Below are 23,804 nucleotides of genomic sequence, written 5' to 3' on the forward strand. Positions count from 1 at the left end.
GGTTTGTCTACGTTCTGAAATGCTCCCTAGTGATTAGGGAGCATTCCTGGATAGAGGTTATTTTTGTTGTTGGTTTTTACCTTGTTGAGACTGTTGGTTTTGTTGGCGAACTTCTTGAGCGTTAGTTTCGCTAGCAAATTCAGTCCCGTAAGATTGACCAGCTTGTTGTTGAGCGTTTTGTTGCTTTTGACGAGCTTGTTGCTGTTGTTTTTGTTGTTGTTGTTTGTCCATGTTTTTCACCTCCACGAAATATAATTTACCCGGGGTAATCAAATTTTATAAGTATTTTTAATAATATATTTTTCCAGTATTAAAACCAGTAAATATGGGGGATAAATGAATGATTACCCTAATTTAAGGAGGGATAGCAAATGTATGTAGGAAGAGATATGACTGAACTTAGTATGACTAGCAAGAATGATTGGAGAGATGAAGAACTTGCTTATTTTCACCACTCGTTGCAACAGGTGGCTCCTTATTTGAACGAAGAAGGCACTAGTTTGCACCGCGAGATCATTAAAGAGATCGAAGCAAGAGGCGGCATGAAACGCGATGAAGCTGATTGGACGCATGGGACTGAGGTTAAGTACGATTGATTTAAAGTTTTAGTTCATGATTGCTTGGAATTGGGATTGCTCATAAACTTTGTGAATCGCTCGTCCAACTTCCAAAATTAGCCGCTGAACGAGCATAAAAACAAGCCCTGCGCTTCGCTGGGGCTTGTTTTCCTTCATATCCATTAAAAATTACTATAAGACTGGCCGCCATCCACGTTCAACGTGCTCCCGACGACCCAAGATGCCTTTTTAGATGCCAAGAAGACAACTACATTCGCCACTTCTTCCACTGTCCCAAACCGTCCAGCAGAAATATGTTCTTCCACAAACGAATTGATTTTATCTTGATCTTGTTCCAATCTTTTTTTCCAGTTTCCTGTTTCATGCAAGATCGATCCAGGTGCAACACCGTTTACACGAATCCCCTTCTTGATCATCTCGTCACCAAATGATTTTGTGAACGAGATCATGGCTGCCTTACTTGCATTGTACGTAGGCTTACCGCCAGACTCTCGGCCAAAAATAGAGGAAATATTAATAATAGCTCCACCGTCTGAGTTCCCGCCAATTATCGCAGCTGCTCTCTTACTTAAATCAACAGCTGAAAGAAAGTTCAAATGCATGGCTTCTTCAAACTGCTCGATGCTTGTCTCCATAACAGAAGAACCATTGCTCCCACCTGCATTGTTAACCAAAATATCGATCGTTCCAAACCTCGTAACAAACTCATCCATTACACGCTCACGATCATCCGCAATCGTTACATCACCTTGGAAAATTTCAATCCCATTTTTTTGAGCAGCTTCCAGATCAGCTAAATTACGACCGACGATTCCTACTTTTGCACCTTCTTCTAAAAAGGCATGAGCGATGCCTTGACCGATCCCTTTTGATCCACCTGTAACAAGCACAACTTTTCCTTCAAGTTCTAAATTCATACGATTAACGCCTCCTTTATGAGCCGAATAATTTTTTGATGAGAGACAGGGAACGGATGATTTTCAAGCTCATCTACACTGACCCATTTCCAGTCATCAGGCAGTTTTTCTAAATTATCTTCACTTTCAATTTCCCCTTGCAAAATTTGAATTTCCCACTTCAAGTGAGAAAAAACATGCTCAATGTAGCCCGCTTTCCCCTCTACACCAGCTCGCAAATTCGTCTGTTCCTGCACATATCCAACTAACGCAGCTATCTCAGCATCCTTGTGCTCTCCAACATACTCGGTGTTTGGAAATTCCCACATGTTAGCAAGCAATCCTTCTGATGGTCTTTTGTGAATGAGAATTTCTCCATTACTATTAACCAAAACACCTGCAGTCATCTTAGCTTTCCGTACTTTTGTTTTTCCTAACTTTACAGGAAGTTCGGCTTGCCTTCCACTTTCAAACCCTCTGCATAATTCTCGCATCGGACATAATAAGCAAGCTGGTGATTTCGGCGTACATATTAGTGCACCTAGCTCCATTAAAGCTTGATTAAAAGAAGATGGATCTTCGTGTGAGATCAACTCCCTTACTGCTTTTTCAAAAAGCACACGCGTTTTTGGTTTACTGATGTCTTCTTCGATCAATAGAATTCGTGATAAAACACGCATAACATTACCATCAACTGCTGGCTCTGGAATACCGTACGCAATACTAAGGACCGCTCCTGCTGTATATGGGCCAACTCCCTTTAAACCTGCGATCTCTTTTGGCGTATTCGGTACTTTTCCTCCATAAGATTCGCATACTTCTTTTACTGCGGTTTGTAAGTTTCGAACTCGGGAATAATAACCTAGACCCTCCCATGCTTTTAAGACTTTTTCTTCATCCGCATAAGCGAGGTCCTGAAGCGTTGGGAACAGTTGAGTAAATCGTTCGAAATAAGGAATAACCGTATCTACTCTTGTTTGTTGAAGCATAATCTCAGAGACCCAGACACGATAAGGATCTTGATTTTCTCTCCAAGGCAATGTTCGTTTGTTCTCATTATACCAAGTTAACAAATGGTCTTGAAATTGTTTCACATATGAATCATTGAGGGAAAATATACTATTACTTGTTGTGTTCAATTTACAGATCTTCCTTTGTGTTTAGCTTTTCAAACGCCCAGCAATGGATTTTTTCTAGCCCTCCTGTTACACATTCGTTAAGGACTGAAAAAACAGGATGCTGAAGTGTGGTTCGATTTTTTTTAATCGTATCATATGATTCTTGATCATTAACTTGGAAACATTCAACATATAGGGAAGGCTGATCTGCCGCCCTATACCATTGAATATCAGAAGCTCCAAAAGCTTTAAGTTCACTAATCACAGAAACCATTTGAGACTCATAATATTGAATGGAATCCGGACTTACTTTATACTCCATAAAAACCGTTAACATATTATTCACTCCATTCCTACATAGGAGGTGATCGCCTTGGATACAGGCACACATATTGTAATGGGGCTCGGGTTAGGTGGATTAGCGATGCTGGACCCTGCGATTGCAAATGATCCAGTGACCTCCCAAGCCATTCTTGCTGGGACACTAATCGGTTCCCAAGCACCAGACTTTGACACAATACTTAAACTTAAAAATAATGCGGTATACATCCGCAATCATAGAGGGCTTACCCATTCATTGCCTGCTCTTGTGATCTGGCCGCTACTTTTATTCGGTATCATCTCTTTATTTGTTCCTGAAGCCGACAACGGAAAGCTTTTGTTATGGACAGCAATCGCAGTTTTCCTTCATGTGTTCGTTGATATCTTTAACGCTTACGGTACACAGGCACTTTACCCTGTTTCAAAGAAATGGATCGCGCTAGGTGTCATTAGTATCTTTGATCCCTTTATCTTTTTCTTGCATCTAGGAGGCTTGCTGCTCTGGTATGTCGGTGTTGATCCAGGATACACGTTTCTAACGGTATATATCATACTCGTCGTTTATTACATCATTCGAATCAAGTCCAGACAGCGAGTAAATAAGATTGTGCTGAAAAAGATACCAGAGGCTGAAGAGATTTATGCTAGCCCTACGATTCGTTGGGGACATTACCATCTAGCGATAAAATCAAAGCATGAATTCTTTGTTGCGGGTTTAAAAAATGGAAAAGTTACCGTTTGGGACACTTTTGATCGTCTTGCTGTTCCAAAAACCAAATTGATCGATGCTGCGAAAAAAGATAAAAACATATCTGCCTTTCTGTCCTTCTCTCCTGTGCACAGGTGGGAAGTCGAGAAAAACGATCACGGGCATCTCGTTCAATTTATTGATCTTAGGTATCGAAGTAAAGGACACTACCCCTTTGTCGCGATGGTACAGCTTGATGAAAACTTAAATATCATTACTTCATTTACGGGATGGGTCTATTCTGAAGACCGCCTGAAAAAGAAGATGGAATTCTCTCCACTCGACCTCATCAACAATAATGAATAGTAAGAAGACGGGCTTATTGAATAGGCCCGTCTTTTTTTACAAATCGCTGAAATTTAGGATTGTTTGAAAAATACTCGTGAAGCTTATGGCCATATGAAGTAATCAGCTGAGTTACCATTTTCTCTGTAACTTCTTGTCCTTCATATTCCCACCCAGCCTTCGCTCGAGTAGACTCAAAATCTTCCCATAATCCTTCCACCCATTCCCTTGCTTCTTGATTATTAAGAGCTGGGTTCTTTTTTTGCAGTAGTTTCGCCAATCTGTCAAAACGCTCTTCCATTATTCTCCCTCCTTATCCAATTTTTAAAGAAAACCCCGTCACATAAAGGGTTCTCTCACGTTTCATACTAGTTGAGAACCGATAATAAGGAGGTAATCACATGCGCAATAAATCGAAAAACTTCCCTAATCGGATCTCCTTCTCAGGTGAGCCGAGATCAAAAGAAGAATTCTCTTCTAAACGGCCAGATGGAACCATTCGTGACCATCCGCAAGAACGAATGTTTTTATCCAATCAACACCGAGATGATCAGTAACTCTTGCGGTTATGAATTTTATTCTGGGGGGTGAATCAGTTGAACAAGAAAGACTACTTCTCATCAACGCGATTTAACGGTAAATATTCTGACCCCTTTCACTCACCGCGTGCCAATTCGAAGCATGCGTACAATCAAGTGAACGGGGAGACCCAGCAAGCATTAAATAACTATGTGCTTGAAATTCAAACACGTAAGCGTTCATAGTGACGAATAAAGGAGCGGTCCTGTACCGCTTCTTTATTTTGTTCACGGTGTTTTAAGTGGTTGATCTCCGTTACAGGTGCTCGCTTTCCGGGGAGGCGTGCGGTGAGCCACCTCGTCGCCTTGCGACCTTAGGTGTCTCACCTGTCCCGCTGATCCCCCAGGAGTCTCGCACCTTACACTCCAATCAACTTCAAAGAAGCTTTGAACAAAAAACAAAGAAAAGAGCCTTCAAAATTTTTCAAGAACTGAAATCGGCAATGCTTCTAGTGCACTTTGTTTATTTTTATAACCCCAGGCAAAAATACCATTTAGGTACAGCACAGAAAAGGTTGAACCTGGATCTCCTTGAATTCCGTACTCTTTTCCGCTTTCGATCGTTGACGGGTCCATCAGATAGCATTTACCCATTGCGATCTTGCGTTCATAAACAGCGTATTCACTTACCATACCCATTTGTTCTGCTTTTTGTGCTTTTGCTCGAAGGGAAGCAATTTCGCCTTTAATTTCAACTTCTGTCATCTCGCTGAATCTTTTTTCCATTTGATTACTTCCTTTCTTTTCTGTACCCTATATATGCTTGAGAACTAACTACATAGGAGTGATATCTTTGAATAAGACTGTCATTATTACGGGCGGCGGCTCTGGCTTAGGACTCGCACTAGCCCGTGAATATAATAAGAAGTACAACGTATATCTTGTTGGCCGTGATGAGCAAAAATTAGAGCAAGCTGTTCAATCATTCGCTCACAGTGATAACAAAGTATCGTTTAAAGTTTGCGATATTACTGATTACGAAAAAACCGAATCCATGCTTCAATCCATTTTTCAATCTGAGAACGTTCACTTGTTAATCAATAATGCAGGTATGGGAGTTTTCGAGCCTCTTGAAGACTTATCAAAAACAGATATCACAGGAATGCTTGAAACAAATGTTTATGGCACCATTTTTCCGACTAAAGTCGCTTTTAGGCTATTTAAACAGCAAGGCGCAGGTAAGGTCATGAACATCATTTCCACAGCCGGCTTACGCGGAAAGGTAAATGAATCCGTCTATTGTGCTTCTAAGTTTGCCGTTAGAGGATTTACAGAGAGCCTCGTAAAAGAATGGGATGGCACTAATATCTATCCAACAGCCGTTTATATGGGCGGAATGGATACCCCTTTCTGGGATGACTCCAATCATATTGCAGATCGCTCACGCTTAAAATCTCCAGAGCAAGTTGCAGCACTAATTCTTGAACAAGACGACAACAGACCTGAAATCTTCATAGATCGTTAAGTTCATCACTGCTAAGCAGTTCTGAAATCACTCCGGAATCGAAGCCTTTGCTGTAAAGAAATTTCTTCATGCGTGACTCGTATTCAAAGCCACTAAACTTTTTATATTTTTGATGAGCTTTGCTAGCATGCGCCAGCAAGGCTTCTTTTTCATCTTCGGCAGATTGACTGATCTTTGCTTCTTGAAAAGCCATTTCAATCACTTCCCACGAATAGCCTTTTTGCTGAAGCTGCTGAGCGATCCTCTGCTTCTGTTCTTTTTCAGATCGTTTCTTGCCACTTGAAAATTGCTTTTGAATAAATGTAATACTAGCTTCAAGTTGATCTTCATAACTGAATTGATCAAGAGCCTCTTCCGTGTTGTGATCACTGATTCCTTTTTTCTTCAGCTCCTGCCGAATCATTCCAGGTCCTTTGAACGATGTGTTCATACGGCTTCTTACGAGTGATTTTGCGAATGTTTGGTCATTCACAAAATCATACTCCGAAAGTTTTTGTAGAACGCGTTTGATCGTAGCTTCAGGAACTTCCTTCTTTTCTAGATATACCTCAATCTCATGAGCCGTTCGCATTCGAAAAGATAAATAGTGAAGAGCTTTATTAAAAGCTTTTCGATATTGATCTTCTTCAATGATGGATTCCCATTCTTTTTCATCGATTTCCATACCTTTTTGAAGTGAAAACTTTATTAAAACATCTGCGTCTACGCTAAACGCAAATTCTTCTTTTGGGCCATTTTGTATAAAAATATTGAATCGTTCGTCGTTTTTTTGCTGAGCAGAAATCCTTGTTATAACAGCCATCTACCCACCTTCTTTCACCAATTAGTGTACCATATTTATTGAATTTCGTACTGTTTGAACAGTCTGCGAACCATTGATTTGTAACTATAAGAGAATGTTAACGAAACAAGCACTTTATCGTTGGATGAAGCAGAGGATATAAGCAGCATTGGTGGTTAGAGTTGATTTTCAAGTGTAGAAAGTCCAGTTACAGGTGCTTACGCAGCATTCTCAGGTGCAATTCCGTACATTACAGGTGATTAACCTCACTTTCCCGGCGAACGCGTAATAAGTAAAAGAACACGTACCGTAAAAAGCAGATTCCACACCAGAGGCTCATCTACTCATCAAATAAAAAAAGCACCCTCCCCGTTTAGAGAGAATGCTTTTTCTTGAAAGTGCAACCTGCACTTATGAAGGCTTATCAACAACGTTTTGCATTTGCGCCATATTTATTTTCAAGCAACTCCTCAAAAAACTCTTTTTCAGTCGGCGGTGTGCGCTCTGGATGATTTTCTTTTAGGTGCTTCACATAAGCTTGATAATCAGGCAGATTTGAGATGCCTTTTCCGATATATAAAAGGATCTGAAAGATGTCCCTTACCCATTTCCAAGCTGCTTGGAATGTCACGAAACATCACCAAGCTTTGTTTGCACAAATGGCTCTTCTGATGTTTCTAAAGGCTTCTCGCTCTTGACCGCCTTGTACCAGATGCGCATCGCATCAATTAGAACACCTAGAATAAGCAACATAAAGATCGCGGTTAAATAAGCGTTTAACGTATTGTTGAAGACTAGCTTTTCAGCAGCTTCCATGGAAGGTACAGTTGCAGGCAAGTTCCCGCTTGCTATAGCCTCTTTCATGACCTCAGCTTGTTTCAAGAAACCAATTTTCGGAACATCAGAAAAAATCTTTTGCCAAGCAGCTGAGAACGTGACAATCATCAGCCAAGTAAGAGGAACTAATGTAACCCATACGAACTTCTTCTTGCCCATCTTCAAGATAACAGTTGTTGCCACGATAAGTGCGATGGCCGCTAACATTTGGTTAACGATACCGAACAACGGCCATAGTGTATTGATTCCGCCTAACGGATCAGTTACACCGACAACTAAGAAATAACCCCAGCCCGCAACGACTAACGCACTCGTGAAATATACAGCCGGCATAGAGTCTGTTTTTCGAAGCGGCTTATATATTTGTCCGAGAAGGTCCTGAAGCATAAACCTGCCTACACGAGTACCTGCGTCAATGGTGGTCAATATGAACACAGCTTCAAATAGTATCGCAAAATGGTACCAGAATGCCATCAACTGTGGTCCACCGATCACTTGCGAAAAGATTTGGGCGATCCCAACGGCTAACGATGGAGCACCACCTGTACGAGAAAGAATCGATTCTTCATCCACATTTTTAGCGAGCTCATTGATTTCATCCGCTGATACCGTGAATCCCCAGGAAGATATCGTTGTAGCAGCGGTCGCGACATCCGTTCCGATCGCAGCACCTGGTGAGTTGATCGCAAAATAGATCCCAGGAGTTAAGAGCGTTGCCGCTACCATCGCCATAATCGCAACAAATGATTCAGTTAACATTCCTGCGTATCCGATCATAGGAGCATGCTGCTCGTTCGCAATTAATTTAGGAGATGTTCCTGAAGAGATCAGAGCATGGAAACCAGAGATAGCTCCGCAAGCAATCGTAATGAACAAGAACGGAAAGAGATTCCCTGCGAAAACAGGTCCTGTACCATCAATAAATTTAGTAAGTGCAGGCATTTGAATCTCAGGCATTACGATAAGAATGCCGAGTGCCATCATTCCGATTACCCCTACTTTTAGGAATGTACTTAAATAGTCTCTTGGTGCAAGAAGCATCCAAACAGGTAGAACGGATGCAAGGAAGCCGTAAACAATAAGCATCCAAGCTAAAGTCTCACCATCGAATGTAAAAAGAGGTGCAAGTGTTGGTGAGTCCGCTACCCATTGTCCGCTGACTAAAGCAAAAATCAACAATACAAAGCCAATAATAGACGCTTCACCTACTCTTCCCGGACGTAAATATCTCATATAAACACCCATGAAAAGAGCGATTGGAATGGTCATCGCAATCGTATATGTACCCCATGGGCTGGACTTAAGAGCATTAACAACGACTAGTGCAAGCACGGCAATTAAAATAACCATAATAGCAAAAACACCGATAAGCGCTAGCATTCCACCAACTGGCCCTATTTCTTCTTTTGCAATCTGACCAATTGATTTACCTCTACGTCTCATGGAAATAATTAATATAACAAAGTCTTGTACAGCACCAGCAAGAACGGCTCCGACAATGATCCAGATCGTCCCAGGCAGATATCCCATCTGTGCGGCTAAAGTGGGACCAACTAGTGGACCAGCACCTGCGATCGCTGCGAAATGGTGTCCATAAAGAACCCATTTGTTTGTTGGTACATAATCCTTCCCATCTGCATATCTCTCTGCAGGTGTTGCATTGTTTTTATTAAGGCTGAAGATTTTTGTAGCAATAAATCGTGCATAAAAGCGGTAAGCAATAGCATACGTACACAATGACGCAACAACAAACCAGATCGCATTGATCTTTTCATCTCTTTGGAGCGCGATAATCGATAAGGCGATTCCTCCAGCTAAAGCAATACCAATCCATAACAGCGCTTTCAAAAAGGGGTTCTTCTTTTTTGTTTGCACATTTCTTTGGAGCTCCATAAGCCTTCTTTCCTCCTCAATAGGGTAATATAATATGTACAAGATGAATTATAACAAATATTCTTAATTTTTAAATAAATAAAATGGAAAGAGGTGGATTATCTTGAAAAAAATCTTAGTAACCGGAGGCACTGGCTTTGTAGGCGGCTTTCTGACCAAACACCTTACATCGCTTGGAAATGAGGTCTTTATTCTGACAAGAAAAGATAAACAGTCAGTAGAAAAAGGCGTTCATTATGTTCAATGGATGGGAAGCAATGAACCTGACCTGCCTCCGATTGATGCGGTTGTTAATCTTGCTGGAGAATCTATAAATGGCAGATGGACTGATGAAAAGAAAAAGTCGATCTTAAACAGCCGTTTAAAGGTAACAGAAGAACTATTAAAGCTTGTTGAAAAGATGTCTCAAAAGCCTTCTGTTTGGGTTAATGCTTCTGCCATTGGGTATTATGGAACTTCTGAAACAGAAACTTTCACAGAGAGGTCATCCAAGCATGGATCTGACTTTTTAGCTGAAGTCGTAAAAGCATGGGAAACGAAAGCATCAGAAGCAGAATCTCACAGCATCAGAACGGTTTTTACACGTTTCGGTTTAGTTTTAGGTAAAGAAGGTGGGGTACTTCCCCAGCTAAGCCTTCCCTATCGTTTTTTTGTAGGTGGTACGGTTGGTTCAGGAGAACAGTGGGTTTCATGGGTACATGTGGAAGATGTAGCAAAACTCATAACAGAAGCTATTGAGAATGAAGAATATTCAGGACCTGTAAATGTCACTTCCCCACACCCTGTTAGAATGAAAGAATTTGGTCAAATAACTGGTGACGTTATGCATCGCCCACATTGGCTTCCTGCACCTTCTCTAGCTTTTAAAATCATGTTTGGAGAAATGAGTATGTTGATTCTAAAGGGACAGCAGGTACTTCCTGAAAAAGCGCAAAATCTAGGCTATGTTTTCTCTTATCCAAACTTAAAGGGGGCTTTACATGATTTGTTACAATGATAATAAAAATAATTTATCAGGTGACACATTATGAAAACATTAATCCAACAAGCGAAAGTATACCCAATCACAAGCAGCGAACTTCAGCAAGGAGATGTTCTAGTAGAAAACGGCAAAATCATAGCTGTAGAAACACATATAGAACCGTCAGCTGACATGGAGATCATCCCAGCTGAAAACCTGCATCTTCTTCCCGGATTCATTGATGTTCATACACATCTAGGTTTGTATGATGAAGGAACAGGCTGGGCTGGAAATGATGCTAACGAGACGCATGAGGTGCTAACTCCTCATATTCGTGCAATCGACGGCTGCCATCCTTTAGACATCGCCTTTAAAGATGCTGTTCGTTTTGGAGTAACTACAGCGCACATCATGCCCGGAAGTGCAAATGTTATTGGTGGAACGACCTCTGTCATTAAAACGCATGGTCATGACATCAGAAAGATGATTATTAAGGAAACAGCAGGACTTAAAATTGCGTTGGGTGAAAACCCAAAACGAATTCATAGTGGACGTCATAATGATTCCATCACTCGTATGGGAATTATGGGCATGCTGCGCGAAGCCTTTTACCAAGCAAAAGATTCAGCTTATCAAGATAATTTACGTGTGGCGCCTATCGCAGCTGCTCTAAACCGTGAAATTCCTGTTCGCATTCATGCTCACCGTGCAGATGATATTCTTTCAGCGATTCGTTTTGCTGAGGAATTTAACCTAGATTTTCGTATCGAACATTGTACAGAAGGTCATCTTATTGCAGACTCATTTAAAGACTTAAACCTGAAAGTAAGCGTTGGCCCTACGCTGACACGAAAATCCAAAATTGAATTGAAAAATAAATCATGGGAAACGTATCGTATACTATCCGAAAATAATGTTGAAGTCTCCATCACGACCGATCACCCTTACATTCCTATACAATATTTAAATGTTTGTGCGGCAATTGCCGTAAGGGAAGGTTTGAGTGAAAAAAAAGCGCTTGAAGGCATTACGATCGCTCCTGCCAGAAATCTTGGAATAGATGATCGAGTAGGCAGTATTGAGCCAGGGAAAGATGCAGATTTATCCCTTTGGACAGAGCATCCGTTCCACTTTTCTGCTACCCCTGTTTTGACCATGATCGACGGTGAAATAATTTACAAAAAATCTACAAAATAACTATTTTCTTTTTTGAAAAAATGTCTTATGATACAAATAGAGCAACATGCGGATTAAGCGAATCCGGAACATTTTAAAAGTCGCTCAAGAATTCAATACAACATTATTTTCATAAATTAAATATTGAAGCAAGGGAAGGCAATTGGTGCGCCACCAGCTATGACTGGTCCTAGTGGGTTCGATTCCCACCCCGAATTAATTTTTATTCTTAATTCGAGGGTGGGGGATACTTCTGCCCTCTAGGAGGGATTAAATTGTTGAAAAAGCGTGATTTATCAGAAAGTCATGTTCTTTACAATTTAATGGTGCACCCAGACGTCTTCCCTTTTGTGCGTCAAAAAGCTGCTTCTTTTGAAGAATTTTTATTTTTAACGAAGCAAACGATCGAGGAAGAAGACCAAGGAAACATTATTTCCAGAACGATTTTGGATGAGTGGCATAATCCAATCGGCACCATTAATTTATTTGATGTCCAAGATGGCTATGGCTTTCTTGGCACCTGGATTGGTCAGCCTTATTTCGGAAAAGGGTATAATTCTTTAGCAAAAGAAGCTTTCTTTTCTGAATTGTTCTATGAGAAAGATATCCACACAATCTTTATGCGTATTCGCAAAGTAAATATTCGTTCACAAAAAGCTGCTGAAAAAATTCCATATGTGACTTTAGCTAACGAAACAAGAAAAGATGTTTATGATCAGCTCAATCAAGGACAGGATATCTACAACCTTTATCAGATTGAAAAAGATAATTATCTTATGCACATGCTTCGTACGCAATCACAGCCTCTTGAAATTGTGGAAGAACAGTTAAAGGAAGCTTAATACAGGTAACTTGTACACCAACTCTGCACATACTAATAACCATCACTCCAAATTTGGGTGATGGTTATTTTATTTTAAGGAGGTTACATCATGGAAAGTAAAAAACAACAAGCAAAAGAAAGAAATGATGACCTAACTAAAGCACAAGAAATTTTATATAAAGAGGAATTAAAGTCAGCAGAATCAATCGCAGAAACACAAGAGATGACAAACGAAGATAATTCGTAAAAGGATGATTCTTCCTCTAATATTTAGCTGAAAAATGCACATTCTATAGTTGAGGACAAGTTCCTCAAATGCTTTTGTTTTACGTTTCAAAACATCGTGATATCTTTAAGGAGGTATTTGTGTGGAAAAACGTAACCGAAAGTCCTCATTGCACAACAATGCTAAAGCTTCTCAAGCCAAAGGACTTGATGTCGAGTACTCAAGTGAATTGGCAGATCAAAACGATCTTGAAGCACAAGCACGTGCTCAAGCCGCTGACCGACGCCAGAAAAAAGGTCGTCGCTAAGTGCAAAAAGACCTGCTGGGATAGCAGGTCTTTTTTTAGTATAGAATTCCTTATGCTCTTATTATGTTGTGGACAAAGTTATCCACAACGCTGTTGATAATGTTGATAATTTAAATTTGCATGAAAGTTATTGTGTGCAAATTTGTGCAAAACACAATAGTTATACACATTTTCTGTGGAAAAACATGTGGATAGTGTGTATATTTCTGAATTTTTTAAGCTTTAAATATATTATTTCATTTCAATGGTTTTAATGATTTTTGCTGGATTTCCCCCAACTACTACGTTAGCCGGAACATTTTTGGTCACTACAGCTCCAGAAGCTACAACCGCATTATCTCCAATTCTTATCCCGGGATTGATAATGGCTCCTCCACCGAGCCAAACATTATTTCCAATCTCAACAGGCTTTCCATACTCTGCACCTGAATTTCTTTCAATATGATCTATAGGGTGAGTAGCTGTATAGATATGAACGCCAGGTGCTAACATGCAATTGTCTCCAAATCGAACTTCACACACATCTAAAATGGTGCAGTCAAAGTTGGCATAAAAGTTTTCTCCAACATGAATGTTATAGCCATAATCACATTTAAAGTTCGGTTCTATTCCAACATTCTGACCGGTTGATCCGAATAATTGTTTTATCAAAGAAGTACGTTTAACCCCTTCCTCTTCTGTTGTTGCATTGTACTCTCTTGTCAGCCTTCTCGCTTGAATTCGTTCGTTTACAAGCTGCTGATCATCTGGACGATACATCTCGCCATCTATCATTTTTTCTTTTTCCGTTTTCACTCAGCATCATTCCCTTCCCGTCTTGTTCTATTTCAGTACTAATGTACAAACAGCTTCAACTTGTGATGTTTGAGGGAACATATCCACAGGAGTGATTTGCTCTACTTTATAACCATTACTTATTAACATGTGGACATCTTTTGCTAATGTTGAAGGATTACATGATACGTAAACCATTTTTTTAGGTTTTGTTTTTATGATTGTATCTAAGAAAACAGGATCACAACCCGTTCTCGGTGGATCTACTACTACAACGTCAGGTTGCCAGCCTTCTTTAACCCATTTTGGGAGAAGTTTTTCAGCTTTTCCCGCCTCATAATAAGCGTTCTTAATTTGATGTTTCTCAGCGTTCTTTCTTGCATCTATGATGGATTCTTTAATAATATCCATCCCTCTCACTTCTTGGGCATCTTTTGCTAGCCACATGCCGATCGTGCCTGATCCACAATATGCATCGACGACCTTTTCATTACCAGTGAGATTTGACTGCCTTTTTACCTCATTATATAAATTTACGGTTTGCTCAGGATTCAACTGGAAAAATGCACGCGCTGAGAGCTCAAAACGAAGATCGCCAAGATGCTCAGTAATCGTATCTTTTCCATAAATGCCTTCCGTCTGTTCACCAAAAACAAGCGAAGTTTTCTCTTCGTTTACATTTTGAACAAAGGATGTCACTTGAGGTAGTCTTTTCTTGATCTCTTCAACAAAAAGTTCTTTTTTCGGCAACTCATTCGTTGCGGTTACGATTACTAATTGAATTTCGTCTGTACGGAAAGCCGTCCTAACTACAATCGTACGGATGCTTCCAGTTTGCTTTTTTTCATCATATACAGGCAGGTTCAGATCTCTAATAATCTGTTTCACTTTATTCGTTACAATATTCGTATCTTCGTGTTGTACGAGACAGTGATCAATGTTAATCAGTTTGTGTGAGTTGCTGCTGTAAAGTCCTGCTATGATAGTATCATCGATCTTACCTACTTGGAACTGAGACTTGTTACGATACGCCCAAGGCTCTTCCATTCCAATTGTTTTTCTCACGTTTAATTTATCCCTATGAATCTTTGTGTATCGCTCAAAGGCTTGCACAACAATATCTCGTTTTTCTTTTAGCTGCGCCGGATAAGACATATGCTGAATCTGACATCCGCCGCAAGTCTCATAGATCGGGCAAGGTGGTGTAACTCTATCTTTTGACTTCTTAAATACTTTTTTTATTTTTGCTTCTGCTCGATTTGGAAAGACTTTTGTAATAATAACCGACATTTCTTCACCCGGAATCCCTCCAGGAACAAAGACTACCTGCCGTTGATGAAAACCGATCCCTTCTCCATTGATGCCTAAGCGTTTGATGGATAGAGGAATTGTCTCACCAATCTTCATAATAGGGTTATTTTGTTTAGTATTCTTCATCATTCTATTCACTCGTTTCTTAGCTAAAAGTGGCTTTCCTTATTGTAGACGAAACTTGCTTGTTCTACCAACTTCAATATTCAATTTTCAAAGGGAGGCAAAGCTTTTTGCACTGCAACACAATCAAATAAAACTTTTTGTAATCAAAAAACCATACTAAAGTCAGATTGTGTGGATTTTTCAAAATCTCTATAATAGCTATAACGAAAGCGCTTTCGTAAATGAAGCTCCTATTTTTTTATTCGTTTTCGAAACCGCTTTCGTTTCGATACTCAAAACAAAGGAGGAAGATGTTCAGTGAAAAAAATCTGTGCTTTTGCAGTCTCTGCTTTATTAATGATGCCAAGTGGGGTAATCGCATCAACTGAAGATGAGGTGAATAAAGAACTTCAACAAAAGAAAGAAAAAACAAAATGGGCCCTCACATGGTCCGATGAATTCAACAAGCTAACAATTGATCCGAAGAAATGGACATATGATACCGGCAACTGGATAAAAGATGACGATGGCAATCTCATTACACCAGGCTGGGGAAACAATGAAAAGCAGTATTATACGAACTCAGATGAAAACTCATTTATCAAAGACGGTAAATTGATTATCCGTGCTAAAAAAGAAGTTACTACTGATGACTCAGGCACTTATGATTATACGTCGGCAAAATTAAAAACGAAGGGGTTATTCAGTCAAACGTATGGGCGGTATGAAGTTCGCGCTAAATCTCCTACAGGTAAAGGATTTTGGCCAGCGGTTTGGATGTTGCCCGAAAAGGATCGATATGGTGGATGGGCCGCATCAGGTGAAATTGATATCATGGAAGCTTGGGGAAGTAAACCAAATAAAGTGGCTGGCACGCTCCATTATGGTGAGACATGGCCAAACAATCGCTATACAGGTAAAGAGTTTGTATTCCCTTTTAACGATGGAATCAATGCATGGCACACTTACGCTATTGAATGGGAACCCGGTGAAATCAGATGGTATGTAGACGGGGAACTATACCAAACGCAAAATGAGTGGTATGCAAAAGGACAAAATAATCCGATAAAGTTTTCTTATCCAGCACCTTTTGATCAAAATTTTTACTTAGTAATGAACCTTGCTGTTGGGGGATGGTTTGATGGAGATCCAGATGAAACGACTACATTCCCTCAACAGATGGAGATTGATTATGTTCGTGTGTATGAAATAAAAAATCGAGATTATCGAGAACCTGTGGAACCTACTCCAAAGCCTGTTGAACTTCCTGAAGAAGCTAAACAACCTCTTGAAGACGGAAATCTCGTTTATGACGAAAACTTTGAAAGACCTTTTACTCGTATCGATCAAAATGAAACACCATTCGATCCAACCTACTGGAACCTTGTCACTCTTCCCGACTTTGGTGGTGAGGCTTCAGCTGATAAAGAAATGATCGATAATAAGAATTTTGCAGTGATCACTCCACAAGTTCCTGGAGCATTTTCACATTCTGTTCAAGCGATTCAACTTCTTTCACTCGGCAAAAGCGGACGTTACAAAGTTAGTTTTGATGCAAAAGCAGCATCTGATCGACAAATGACTGTTAAAGTTGGCGGTGGCGCAGAGCGTGGCTGGGGCAAATACTCGAATGAAGAAATGATTAAATTAGGTGATACACTTGAAGCTTATACCTTCACGTTTGATATGCTAGCAGATACGGATCTTGCCGCTCGCTTAGAGTTTAATCTAGGGAACAATGGAAGCATTCCTGTTTGGATAGGTAACGTGCGTGTAGAAGAAGTAACAAATGAGCCTATTGATGAGTCCGCCACAAAGCCCCCACTTCCAGATGGTAACCATATATACAATGGCACATTTGATCAAGGCGATATGGATCGACTGACGTATTGGGAGTTTGTTTCAAATCATAAAAAAGATAGAGCAGTTGTTAACGATAAAACTCGTGAATTTCATGCTTATTTAAAGAGTCATTCTACTAAGAAATCAGATAAATACCTTATTCAAAAAGGAATACAGTTGATAAAAGGAAATGAATACCTTTTAACTTTTAAAGGAAAAGCCGATAAGAATCGATCCATTTCCGTTGGTGTGTTAGATGAGAGCGGCAATAAATCGTATGTAACACCTGCAAAAGTGAACCTAAACAGAAGAAGTAATACGTACGAGGTAAAATTTAGGTATGATGGTGAAACGTCAGACTACAATAGCCAGTTAATTTTTTATTTAGGTGGAAATTCAGCTGATGTTTACTTAGATGATATTGTTTTGAAAAAACTATCCAATATTCCGGATTACAACGATGTGGATATGAAACCCTTAAAAAATGGAGATTTTCTTTCCGGACTTTCTTTTTGGAACCCATACATCCATTACGATGCAAATGCTCAAATTGTGAGTGAGGAAGGTAAAGCCATAATTAACATCAATTCTGAAGGAAATGAGCCATGGAGCGTTCTTTTAGAACAAGGCAATTTAAAGTTAGTTGAGGGATTGAATTACGAACTACGTTTTTCGGTTTCCTCACAGATTGCTCGCAACATAGAGGTAACGTTTGAAAACGCACAGTACAAGCGTTATTTTGCTGAGAGCATTGAAATCGGAACTGAAAAAACCACCTATACGTACAAAATAACTCCTACTGATACAGATACGTTGTCTTTAAAGTTCCTGTTTGGAAAAAGTTCAGGATCACCACTAGGCGAACATGCGATCTATCTCGATGACGTGCAGCTATCTGTTTTAAAATAATCCTTGAACGCTTAATCCACTGTTTTCTCAAAAGCAAAGGTTTAAGCGTTTTTTGTATCCTTTTAGTACAAAAAGAAACACCTTCACAATTTATGCAAAAGTGTTCAAGACTTAAATAATAATGGTGTTGGCACAGATTTCTTAAGCTGTAAGTCGTCTAAGCTTTTGAATGTGTAGCCTCTTTTTTGAAGAGCTTCAATCGTCCGTTCGAGTGCATCTGCATTGTCTTTAGAAACCGTATGCAAAAGCATGATGCTACCTGGATGAATCTGCTTCATGATCTGGTTGTACGAATATTGCCAACCACGCTGTTTATTGGTTTCCCAATCTAAAAAGGCAAGTGACCAGAACACGTGTGTATAGCCTTCTTGTTTAGCAAGCATAATCGTTCTTTCGCTAAACACTCCTCTTGGAGGTCGAATATAATTCATATCGGTTCTTCCCGTTATCTCCGTGTATCTATGCTTTACTTTTTCAAGCTCATTCTTCAAACGTGCATCAGACACTTGGGTAAGATCTGGATGGTAATAAGAGTGATTCCCAACAATATGCCCTTCTTCAGCCATTCGTTTTATTAGGTGAGGGTGAGTCTTCATAAATTGTCCGGTTACAAAAAAGGCTGCAGGTACTTTCTTTCTCTTCAACACATCCAAAACGTTATCGGTATAACCATTTTCGTATCCATTATCGAAGGTTAAATAGATATCTTTTTTTGCTGGATCGCCAACAAAAAGGCTATCGTATTTATGGACGAGCTCCATGTATCTTGCATCTGTGATGGGAGGCTTCTCTTCCCCTTTTTTCTCAAAGTACCATTCCAGTCTTTGATTGGATACGCCTCTTTTAGCATAAATAACATGCGTTTGTGTAAAAAATATGATTGAAACCAATATTAGGCACAGGAGCCGATTGATTTTCATTAAACTTCCTCCTTCAAGCGACAACCTATACCTTTATTTTGTTGTAATTGTAGAAAACCATGCTAGGGATATAAAGGAAACGAGTGTAATGGTGATATTTTCTGCTTCAATCCACAAATTTGGATGCTCAATCCTAAAGTTTTGTGCTTCAATCCACAAGTTTTAATGCTCAATCCTAAAGTTTTTGCGATTTATCCACGAGTCTACAAAAATAGACATTTTTCTATACTCCCTATTCATCTCACGCGGTAAAAATAAAAAACCACAGTTCCAAATCAGAACTGTGGCTCACACATTCATTTTATTTAAATACAGGATCTTTAAATTGCTCTAACTTCTGTAAGGATGATTTCTCCACATGCTCATGAAGACTGTTTCCGTGTGAATCCATCGTTACTACTGCTGTAAAGCCATTTACGCGAATGTGCCACATTGCTTCTGGAACACCGAATTCCATCAGGTCGACACCTTCTACTTTTTCCATACACTCAGCGTAATATTGGGCAGCCCCACCGATAGCGTTCAAATAAACACCACCATGCTCTTTAAGAGCTGCTAATGTTTTTGGACCCATTCCACCTTTACCAATAACTGCGCGGATTCCGAACTTTTTCATGATGTCACCTTGGTAAGGTTCCTCACGAATACTTGTAGTCGGTCCTGCCGCTTTTACGACCCAATTTCCTTCAGCGTCTTTTGCCATTACTGGTCCACAGTGGTAGATGATCTGACCGTTCAGATCGATTGGCGCCGGATTATCCATTAAATGTTTATGAATAGCATCTCGACCTGTGTGCATCATTCCGTTGATCGTAACAACATCTCCAACTTTTAGTTCACGAATCTGCTCTTCGGTAATAGGAGCTTCAAGTGTAACGCTTCTCGTCTTCTCTTCTTGCTGTTCAACTGCGGCTGCAGCTTCTTCTTCAGCTTTAGTGAAGTCCACTTCTTCGCCTTCTGTATACAACCAATCTTGAATTTCTCCCGTTTCAGGGTTCAGTTTTACCCCTAAACGACGGTAAGCCCAGCAGTTATAAGCTACTGATACAAAGAAACTCGCTGGAATTCGGTTGATAACACCAACTTTACAGCCTAGCAATGTCGTTTCACCGCCAAAGCCCATTGTGCCTATTCCAAGTTTATTTGCATTCTCCATCACATACTCTTCAAGTTTACGAAGGTTTTCGTTTGGATTAACATCATCTACAGAACGGAATAACATCTCTTTAGCAAGCTCATAACCAGATGTACGGTCGCCACCAATCCCAACACCGATGAAGCCGGCACTACAGCCTTGGCCTTGTGCTTGATAAACGGAGTGCATGATACACTTACGAATACCGTCTAAATCACGACCCGCGCGTCCTAAGCCTTCTAATTCGGCAGGAAGACTATATTGAATATTTTTGTTCTCACAACCGCCGCCTTTTAGTATCAGACGAGCATCGATATAATCTTCTTCCCACTGCTCAAATTTAATAACAGGCGTGCCGTCTCCTAGGTTGTCCCCACTGTTATCTCCTGTGATCGAATCGACTGAGTTCGGTCGAAGCTTCGTATCTTTTGTTGCATCCGCAATAGCTTGACGGATCGCTTTTTTCATCTTAATCTGGTTAGCTCCTACAGGAACTTTGATTTTAAAAGTAGGAAGTCCAGTATCTTGACAGATCGGTGAAACATTTTCATCAGCTTTTAAAATATTATCAGTAATCGTATCTAAAGACATCGCAGCACGCGTTCCGGCGTTTTCTTTTAGCTTAGCTGCAAGAATGGCACGGCGAACGTCTTTTGGCAATTTCGTTGATGTTTCTACAATCAGCTTGTACATGCTTTCTTGAAATTTCTCCATCTCTTCACTTCCCCTTTATGACTTGCTATTGTAAGCGTAATCAAAATTATCAATGAGTTCATTATAACAAAAAAACCGTCTCTAAAAAAAGAAACGGTTTTCGAGCTTATTTTTCTTCCCAATCGTGACGGAACTGTTTGCACTTTTCTTCTAAGTCATCCAGCATTCCGATGATTCGGTCGATCTCTTCAATTCCAGCTGTTTCAGCATCTATAGAATCTAAAACATCAACTAATAAGTCAATACGATTTTTAATATATTCTTTTTGAGAGGATTTATCCTGAATAGAGTTACCCATGTTGATCTCTCCTTTCCATCCCTTCTACTTTAACAAGGTCAGCCGTTTTTGCCAACAGAATATTATCCTTTTTCTTTAATGTACGTTCGGTTAAGATAGATACTGTCCATTTATGGTCGCAAAGGAGATGTATGATGGTGTTAAAAACCGAATTAAAAGCGATAACCCCAAAGCATGATCCGTGGGAAGCTTATTTAGATATGAGTGAACATAAAAAACTTCAGCTATCCAATATAGAAATAACAACAACTACATTGTGTAATATGCGTTGTGCGCACTGTGCAGTGGGATACACGCTGCAAACAAAAGATCCTGAGCCTCTTCCGCTCGATCTAGTCATCAAACGACTTGATGAGATTCCTCAATTAAGAGCTTTCAGCATCACAGGCGGTGAGCCTATGCTTTCATTAAAGTCAGTAAATAATTACGTTGTTCCTTTATTAAAATACGCCAGAGAACGTGGTGCACGCACTCAGATTAATTCAAATTTAACTTTAGATTTAGCGCGCTACGAAAAAATTATTCCATACTTAGATGTGCTTCACATTTCCCATAACTGGGGAACACTGGAGGAGTTTTCTGATACAGGCTTTGCCATGATGGATAAAAAGCCTTCTGTAGAACAACGCCAAGCGTACTTTACCCGCTTAGTCGAAAACGCTCAGGCTTTAACAAAAGCAGGTGTGATGGTTTCTGCTGAAACGATGTTAAATAAAAAGACATTGCCCTATTTAGAAGAAATACATAAACACGTTCTTGAGATGGGCTGTCAGCGTCACGAGATTCACCCTATGTACCCGAGCGATTTCGCGAGTACTTTAGAAACAATCTCTCTAAAAGAAATGCGTGAAAGTATTCATCATCTACTTGATATTCGTGATAAAAACACTTGGATGCTATTTGGAACTCTACCCTTTTATGCTTGTTCTGAAAACGAAGAGGATTTGAGATTGATCAGAAGACTTCAAACAGAAGAAAATGTTACAGTGCGTAATGACCCTGATGGAAGATCGAGGTTAAACATCAACCTTTTTGATGGCAATATTATTGTTACAGACTTCGGTGACGCTCCAGCTCTTGGCAACATTAAAGACACGAGCTTACTCCAAGCTTATGAAGCTTGGAACGAATCAGCTCTAGCAAAAGAACTGAGCTGTCATTGTCCCGCGGTTCAATGTTTAGGACCGAACGTACTTGTTAAACATTCTTACTATAAAGATGTGGACTTCAAAAATAATACATCAAAGCTTTAAAGCGTTAAAAAGTTATAAACTTTACAAAAGTAAGTTTAAATCGTATAATAGGAGGCAAATATAGACTGTAGAAAAAGCATCGTTTTTTCATATAGATAGAGGTGAATGATAATGGATTATAGCACGATGTGTCCGAAGTATGAAGTAGCCATGGATATTATCGGCAAAAAATGGACAGGACTCATCATTCGCGTTTTGATGGATGGCCCTAAACGGTTTAAAGACATCAAATCCCAGATTCCCGAGATGAGCGATCGTATGCTTACAGAACGGATGAAGGAATTAGAGTCTGTGGGAATTGTGAAACGTAACGTTTACCCAGAGACACCTGTGCGAATTGAGTATTCACTGACGGATAAAGGTAATTCTCTAAAAACAATCATCAATGCCATTCAAGACTGGAGCGAACAATGGGTGGACCATTGTTAATGGCTAACCCGAGAGTGTTAATTTCCGTTTCAGGTGCTCGCTTTCCGGGGGGCGTGCGGTGATCCTCTTAGCGCTATTGCGCTGTTAAGAGTCTCACCTGTCCCGCTGATCCCCCAGGAGTCTCACACCTTACACTCCAATTAACTTTTCAATGAAGCATCATGGGGAATCCAGCACCATCTTGGGTATAACTTTAATACGCAAAAAGGAAGGACAGCTGTTTAAGGAGCTGTCCTTTTTTACATATTGCTTGTATGAAAACTAAATGATACGTGGTCTTGAACCGGAATCCAAGCACCAATTCCTTGCTGTGTAACGTTTTGGATGACGATCTCTCTTTTACCGCCTTTTAAAACGATATACACTTCTCCATAAGTAACTCGTCCTCTTTCATTTACGGCTGGAACATAACTATTTAAATATCCTACCTGTTTCGGCGACACATGGTATACATTCGATTTCTTTGTACCCGCACCAACTGCTGTCTGGAACGATAGGGGTAGCTTCGATTTTTCTGCTGCTGTGATGAGCATCATTTTTTGAACGGCTTCACTATTTGGAATAGATGCAGTTAAACCACCGCTAACTTTTTTATGAGCCGTTTGGTTATAAGACAACTTCGCAACTGCTTTTGCCCCTCTGTTATCTAAACGGTTCGTATTAATTTGTTGATGTTCCCAATTCACCGTCGTTTCTGTTGATTGATAAGACAGTGGCCATTGCCCTAAGTAAATTTTTGCACGATACCAAAAAGCTACTTTTGATCCATTTATAGACGATTCATTCAATAAACGAATTAAATCTGGATTTGTAATTGGAACATCCGACGTTTTAAGCATGGCTTTTGCGAGCTTGCTCGGTTCTAAGTACGGAAGATCTTGTGCAGAGTTAGGATACGTGTTCTCTTTTGAAATGCTAAGAACCGAACTCGGTACTTTTATATCTGCTTTTGGAGCAGCTTTTTCTATTTTTTCTGCTTGTTTTTGTTTTTGTTCTGGCTGTTGTTTTGTCTTTTCAGCTGCTAATGCTGTATTCGTTAACACAAAAAGCATAACAAAAATAATAATAAAAATTCTCTTTTTCATAATATCCTCCTTTCCCCTATTTTTTTCTAACCCACA

28 protein-coding genes are annotated in these 23,804 nt (G+C 39.9%); 13 read left to right on the forward strand and 15 right to left on the reverse strand.

Annotated features, from left to right (window positions below):
• Nucleotides 1-57: 57 nt before the first annotated feature.
• Nucleotides 58-231, reverse strand: a complete 174-nt coding sequence (locus P4V41_RS11065) for a gamma-type small acid-soluble spore protein (protein WP_328084953.1) — start codon at nucleotides 229-231, stop codon at nucleotides 58-60.
• 140 nt (nucleotides 232-371) lie between these two features.
• Here P4V41_RS11065 and P4V41_RS11070 point away from each other — a divergent pair, with 140 nt between their 5' ends.
• Nucleotides 372-596 (forward strand): hypothetical protein, encoded by a 225-nt coding sequence (locus tag P4V41_RS11070; protein ID WP_328084954.1) that lies wholly within the window; start codon nucleotides 372-374, stop codon nucleotides 594-596.
• A 143-nt stretch (nucleotides 597-739) separates the two neighbouring features.
• On the opposite strand, the gene P4V41_RS11075 is transcribed toward P4V41_RS11070, so the two are convergent.
• From P4V41_RS11075 to P4V41_RS11085, 3 genes are read right to left on the reverse strand one after another with little or no spacing between them, the layout of a single operon-like run.
• Entirely contained in the window at nucleotides 740-1,495 is a 756-nt protein-coding gene (locus P4V41_RS11075) for an SDR family NAD(P)-dependent oxidoreductase (protein WP_328084955.1), read from the reverse strand.
• Nucleotides 1,492-2,613, reverse strand: coding sequence for an A/G-specific adenine glycosylase (gene mutY / locus P4V41_RS11080; RefSeq protein WP_328084956.1), 1,122 nt, complete (start codon nucleotides 2,611-2,613; stop codon nucleotides 1,492-1,494). Before mutY ends, P4V41_RS11075 begins: the two co-directional genes overlap by 4 nt.
• 1 nt (nucleotide 2,614) lies before the next feature.
• Entirely contained in the window at nucleotides 2,615-2,929 is a 315-nt protein-coding gene (locus P4V41_RS11085; protein ID WP_328084957.1) for a hypothetical protein, read from the reverse strand.
• A gap of 36 nt (nucleotides 2,930-2,965) precedes the next feature.
• Here P4V41_RS11085 and P4V41_RS11090 point away from each other — a divergent pair, with 36 nt between their 5' ends.
• The gene (locus P4V41_RS11090; RefSeq protein ID WP_328084958.1) at nucleotides 2,966-3,967 is read left to right on the forward strand and encodes a metal-dependent hydrolase; all 1,002 of its coding nucleotides are present in this window, start codon (nucleotides 2,966-2,968) and stop codon (nucleotides 3,965-3,967) included.
• Between the two features lie 13 nt (nucleotides 3,968-3,980).
• On the opposite strand, the gene P4V41_RS11095 is transcribed toward P4V41_RS11090, so the two are convergent.
• A complete protein-coding gene (locus P4V41_RS11095; protein ID WP_328084959.1) occupies nucleotides 3,981-4,247 on the reverse strand; it encodes a YfhJ family protein in 267 nt (88 codons plus the stop codon).
• A gap of 100 nt (nucleotides 4,248-4,347) precedes the next feature.
• Here P4V41_RS11095 and sspK point away from each other — a divergent pair, with 100 nt between their 5' ends.
• Together sspK and P4V41_RS11105 are read left to right on the forward strand one after the other, a co-directional pair.
• The gene (sspK, locus tag P4V41_RS11100) at nucleotides 4,348-4,503 is read left to right on the forward strand and encodes a small, acid-soluble spore protein K (RefSeq protein WP_328084960.1); all 156 of its coding nucleotides are present in this window, start codon (nucleotides 4,348-4,350) and stop codon (nucleotides 4,501-4,503) included.
• 39 nt (nucleotides 4,504-4,542) lie between these two features.
• Nucleotides 4,543-4,710 (forward strand): YpzG family protein, encoded by a 168-nt coding sequence (locus P4V41_RS11105; RefSeq protein WP_077364736.1) that lies wholly within the window; start codon nucleotides 4,543-4,545, stop codon nucleotides 4,708-4,710.
• 228 nt (nucleotides 4,711-4,938) lie between these two features.
• Here the strand turns inward: P4V41_RS11105 and P4V41_RS11110 are convergent, their stop codons facing one another.
• The gene (locus P4V41_RS11110) at nucleotides 4,939-5,250 is read right to left on the reverse strand and encodes a YfhH family protein (RefSeq protein ID WP_328084961.1); all 312 of its coding nucleotides are present in this window, start codon (nucleotides 5,248-5,250) and stop codon (nucleotides 4,939-4,941) included.
• 58 nt (nucleotides 5,251-5,308) lie between these two features.
• Between P4V41_RS11110 and P4V41_RS11115 the strand changes: the two genes are divergently transcribed.
• Nucleotides 5,309-5,989, forward strand: a complete 681-nt coding sequence (locus P4V41_RS11115; protein WP_328084962.1) for an SDR family NAD(P)-dependent oxidoreductase — start codon at nucleotides 5,309-5,311, stop codon at nucleotides 5,987-5,989.
• Here the strand turns inward: P4V41_RS11115 and recX are convergent.
• The 3 genes from recX to P4V41_RS11130 all read right to left on the reverse strand — a co-directional run bounded on the left by recX (nucleotide 5,976) and on the right by P4V41_RS11130 (nucleotide 9,500).
• Nucleotides 5,976-6,791, reverse strand: coding sequence for a recombination regulator RecX (gene recX, locus P4V41_RS11120; protein WP_328084963.1), 816 nt, complete (start codon nucleotides 6,789-6,791; stop codon nucleotides 5,976-5,978). The two genes, P4V41_RS11115 and recX, sit on opposite strands and share 14 nt — an antisense overlap.
• A gap of 403 nt (nucleotides 6,792-7,194) precedes the next feature.
• Complete coding sequence (locus P4V41_RS11125; RefSeq protein WP_328084964.1) at nucleotides 7,195-7,401, reverse strand: CstA-like transporter-associated (seleno)protein; 207 nt, start codon at nucleotides 7,399-7,401, stop codon at nucleotides 7,195-7,197.
• Nucleotides 7,398-9,500: a carbon starvation CstA family protein gene (locus P4V41_RS11130; protein WP_328084965.1), complete on the reverse strand. Its 2,103-nt coding sequence runs from the start codon at nucleotides 9,498-9,500 to the stop codon at nucleotides 7,398-7,400. Before P4V41_RS11130 ends, P4V41_RS11125 begins: the two co-directional genes overlap by 4 nt.
• Before the next feature lie 103 nt (nucleotides 9,501-9,603).
• On the opposite strand from P4V41_RS11130, the gene P4V41_RS11135 reads away from it, so the two are divergent.
• The 5 genes from P4V41_RS11135 to P4V41_RS11155 all read left to right on the forward strand — a co-directional run bounded on the left by P4V41_RS11135 (nucleotide 9,604) and on the right by P4V41_RS11155 (nucleotide 12,993).
• Complete coding sequence (locus P4V41_RS11135; RefSeq protein ID WP_328084966.1) at nucleotides 9,604-10,497, forward strand: TIGR01777 family oxidoreductase; 894 nt, start codon at nucleotides 9,604-9,606, stop codon at nucleotides 10,495-10,497.
• Nucleotides 10,498-10,527: 30 nt separating this feature from the next.
• The gene (locus tag P4V41_RS11140) at nucleotides 10,528-11,658 is read left to right on the forward strand and encodes an amidohydrolase (RefSeq protein WP_328084967.1); all 1,131 of its coding nucleotides are present in this window, start codon (nucleotides 10,528-10,530) and stop codon (nucleotides 11,656-11,658) included.
• A 254-nt stretch (nucleotides 11,659-11,912) separates the two neighbouring features.
• A complete protein-coding gene (locus P4V41_RS11145) occupies nucleotides 11,913-12,479 on the forward strand; it encodes a GNAT family N-acetyltransferase (RefSeq protein ID WP_328084968.1) in 567 nt (188 codons plus the stop codon).
• A 90-nt stretch (nucleotides 12,480-12,569) separates the two neighbouring features.
• Nucleotides 12,570-12,707 (forward strand): hypothetical protein, encoded by a 138-nt coding sequence (locus tag P4V41_RS11150; RefSeq protein ID WP_328084969.1) that lies wholly within the window; start codon nucleotides 12,570-12,572, stop codon nucleotides 12,705-12,707.
• Nucleotides 12,708-12,828: 121 nt separating this feature from the next.
• On the forward strand, nucleotides 12,829-12,993 hold the full coding sequence (locus tag P4V41_RS11155; RefSeq protein ID WP_082861253.1) for a YfhD family protein: 165 nt from the start codon (nucleotides 12,829-12,831) through the stop codon (nucleotides 12,991-12,993).
• 231 nt (nucleotides 12,994-13,224) lie between these two features.
• Here P4V41_RS11155 and P4V41_RS11160 read toward each other — a convergent pair whose 3' ends face one another.
• Both P4V41_RS11160 and rlmD read right to left on the reverse strand, forming a co-directional pair.
• Nucleotides 13,225-13,788 (reverse strand): maltose acetyltransferase domain-containing protein, encoded by a 564-nt coding sequence (locus P4V41_RS11160; RefSeq protein ID WP_328084970.1) that lies wholly within the window; start codon nucleotides 13,786-13,788, stop codon nucleotides 13,225-13,227.
• 27 nt (nucleotides 13,789-13,815) lie between these two features.
• Nucleotides 13,816-15,207, reverse strand: a complete 1,392-nt coding sequence (gene rlmD, locus P4V41_RS11165) for a 23S rRNA (uracil(1939)-C(5))-methyltransferase RlmD (protein WP_419181304.1) — start codon at nucleotides 15,205-15,207, stop codon at nucleotides 13,816-13,818.
• Between the two features lie 294 nt (nucleotides 15,208-15,501).
• Between rlmD and P4V41_RS11170 the strand changes: the two genes are divergently transcribed.
• Entirely contained in the window at nucleotides 15,502-17,934 is a 2,433-nt protein-coding gene (locus P4V41_RS11170; protein ID WP_328084971.1) for a carbohydrate binding domain-containing protein, read from the forward strand.
• A gap of 104 nt (nucleotides 17,935-18,038) precedes the next feature.
• Here P4V41_RS11170 and pdaA read toward each other — a convergent pair whose 3' ends face one another.
• The 3 genes from pdaA to P4V41_RS11185 form a co-directional block, all read right to left on the reverse strand.
• On the reverse strand, nucleotides 18,039-18,854 hold the full coding sequence (gene pdaA, locus P4V41_RS11175; protein ID WP_328084972.1) for a delta-lactam-biosynthetic de-N-acetylase: 816 nt from the start codon (nucleotides 18,852-18,854) through the stop codon (nucleotides 18,039-18,041).
• A 301-nt stretch (nucleotides 18,855-19,155) separates the two neighbouring features.
• A complete protein-coding gene (locus P4V41_RS11180) occupies nucleotides 19,156-20,703 on the reverse strand; it encodes a fumarate hydratase (protein ID WP_328084973.1) in 1,548 nt (515 codons plus the stop codon).
• Nucleotides 20,704-20,809: 106 nt separating this feature from the next.
• Nucleotides 20,810-21,001: an SE1561 family protein gene (locus tag P4V41_RS11185; RefSeq protein ID WP_066243343.1), complete on the reverse strand. Its 192-nt coding sequence runs from the start codon at nucleotides 20,999-21,001 to the stop codon at nucleotides 20,810-20,812.
• Between the two features lie 134 nt (nucleotides 21,002-21,135).
• On the opposite strand from P4V41_RS11185, the gene yfkAB reads away from it, so the two are divergent.
• Nucleotides 21,136-22,254 carry a radical SAM/CxCxxxxC motif protein YfkAB gene (gene yfkAB / locus P4V41_RS11190; RefSeq protein ID WP_328084974.1) on the forward strand — a complete coding sequence of 373 codons (1,119 nt, stop codon included), beginning with the start codon at nucleotides 21,136-21,138 and terminating at the stop codon, nucleotides 22,252-22,254.
• Between the two features lie 111 nt (nucleotides 22,255-22,365).
• Nucleotides 22,366-22,683 (forward strand): winged helix-turn-helix transcriptional regulator, encoded by a 318-nt coding sequence (locus P4V41_RS11195; protein ID WP_066243338.1) that lies wholly within the window; start codon nucleotides 22,366-22,368, stop codon nucleotides 22,681-22,683.
• Nucleotides 22,684-22,922: 239 nt separating this feature from the next.
• Here the strand turns inward: P4V41_RS11195 and P4V41_RS11200 are convergent, their stop codons facing one another.
• Complete coding sequence (locus tag P4V41_RS11200; RefSeq protein WP_328084975.1) at nucleotides 22,923-23,768, reverse strand: YfkD family protein; 846 nt, start codon at nucleotides 23,766-23,768, stop codon at nucleotides 22,923-22,925.
• Between the last annotated feature and the right edge of the window lie 36 nt (nucleotides 23,769-23,804).

This window comes from Fictibacillus nanhaiensis (assembly GCF_036213205.1).
Lineage (GTDB): Bacteria > Bacillota > Bacilli > Bacillales > Fictibacillaceae > Fictibacillus > Fictibacillus nanhaiensis_E.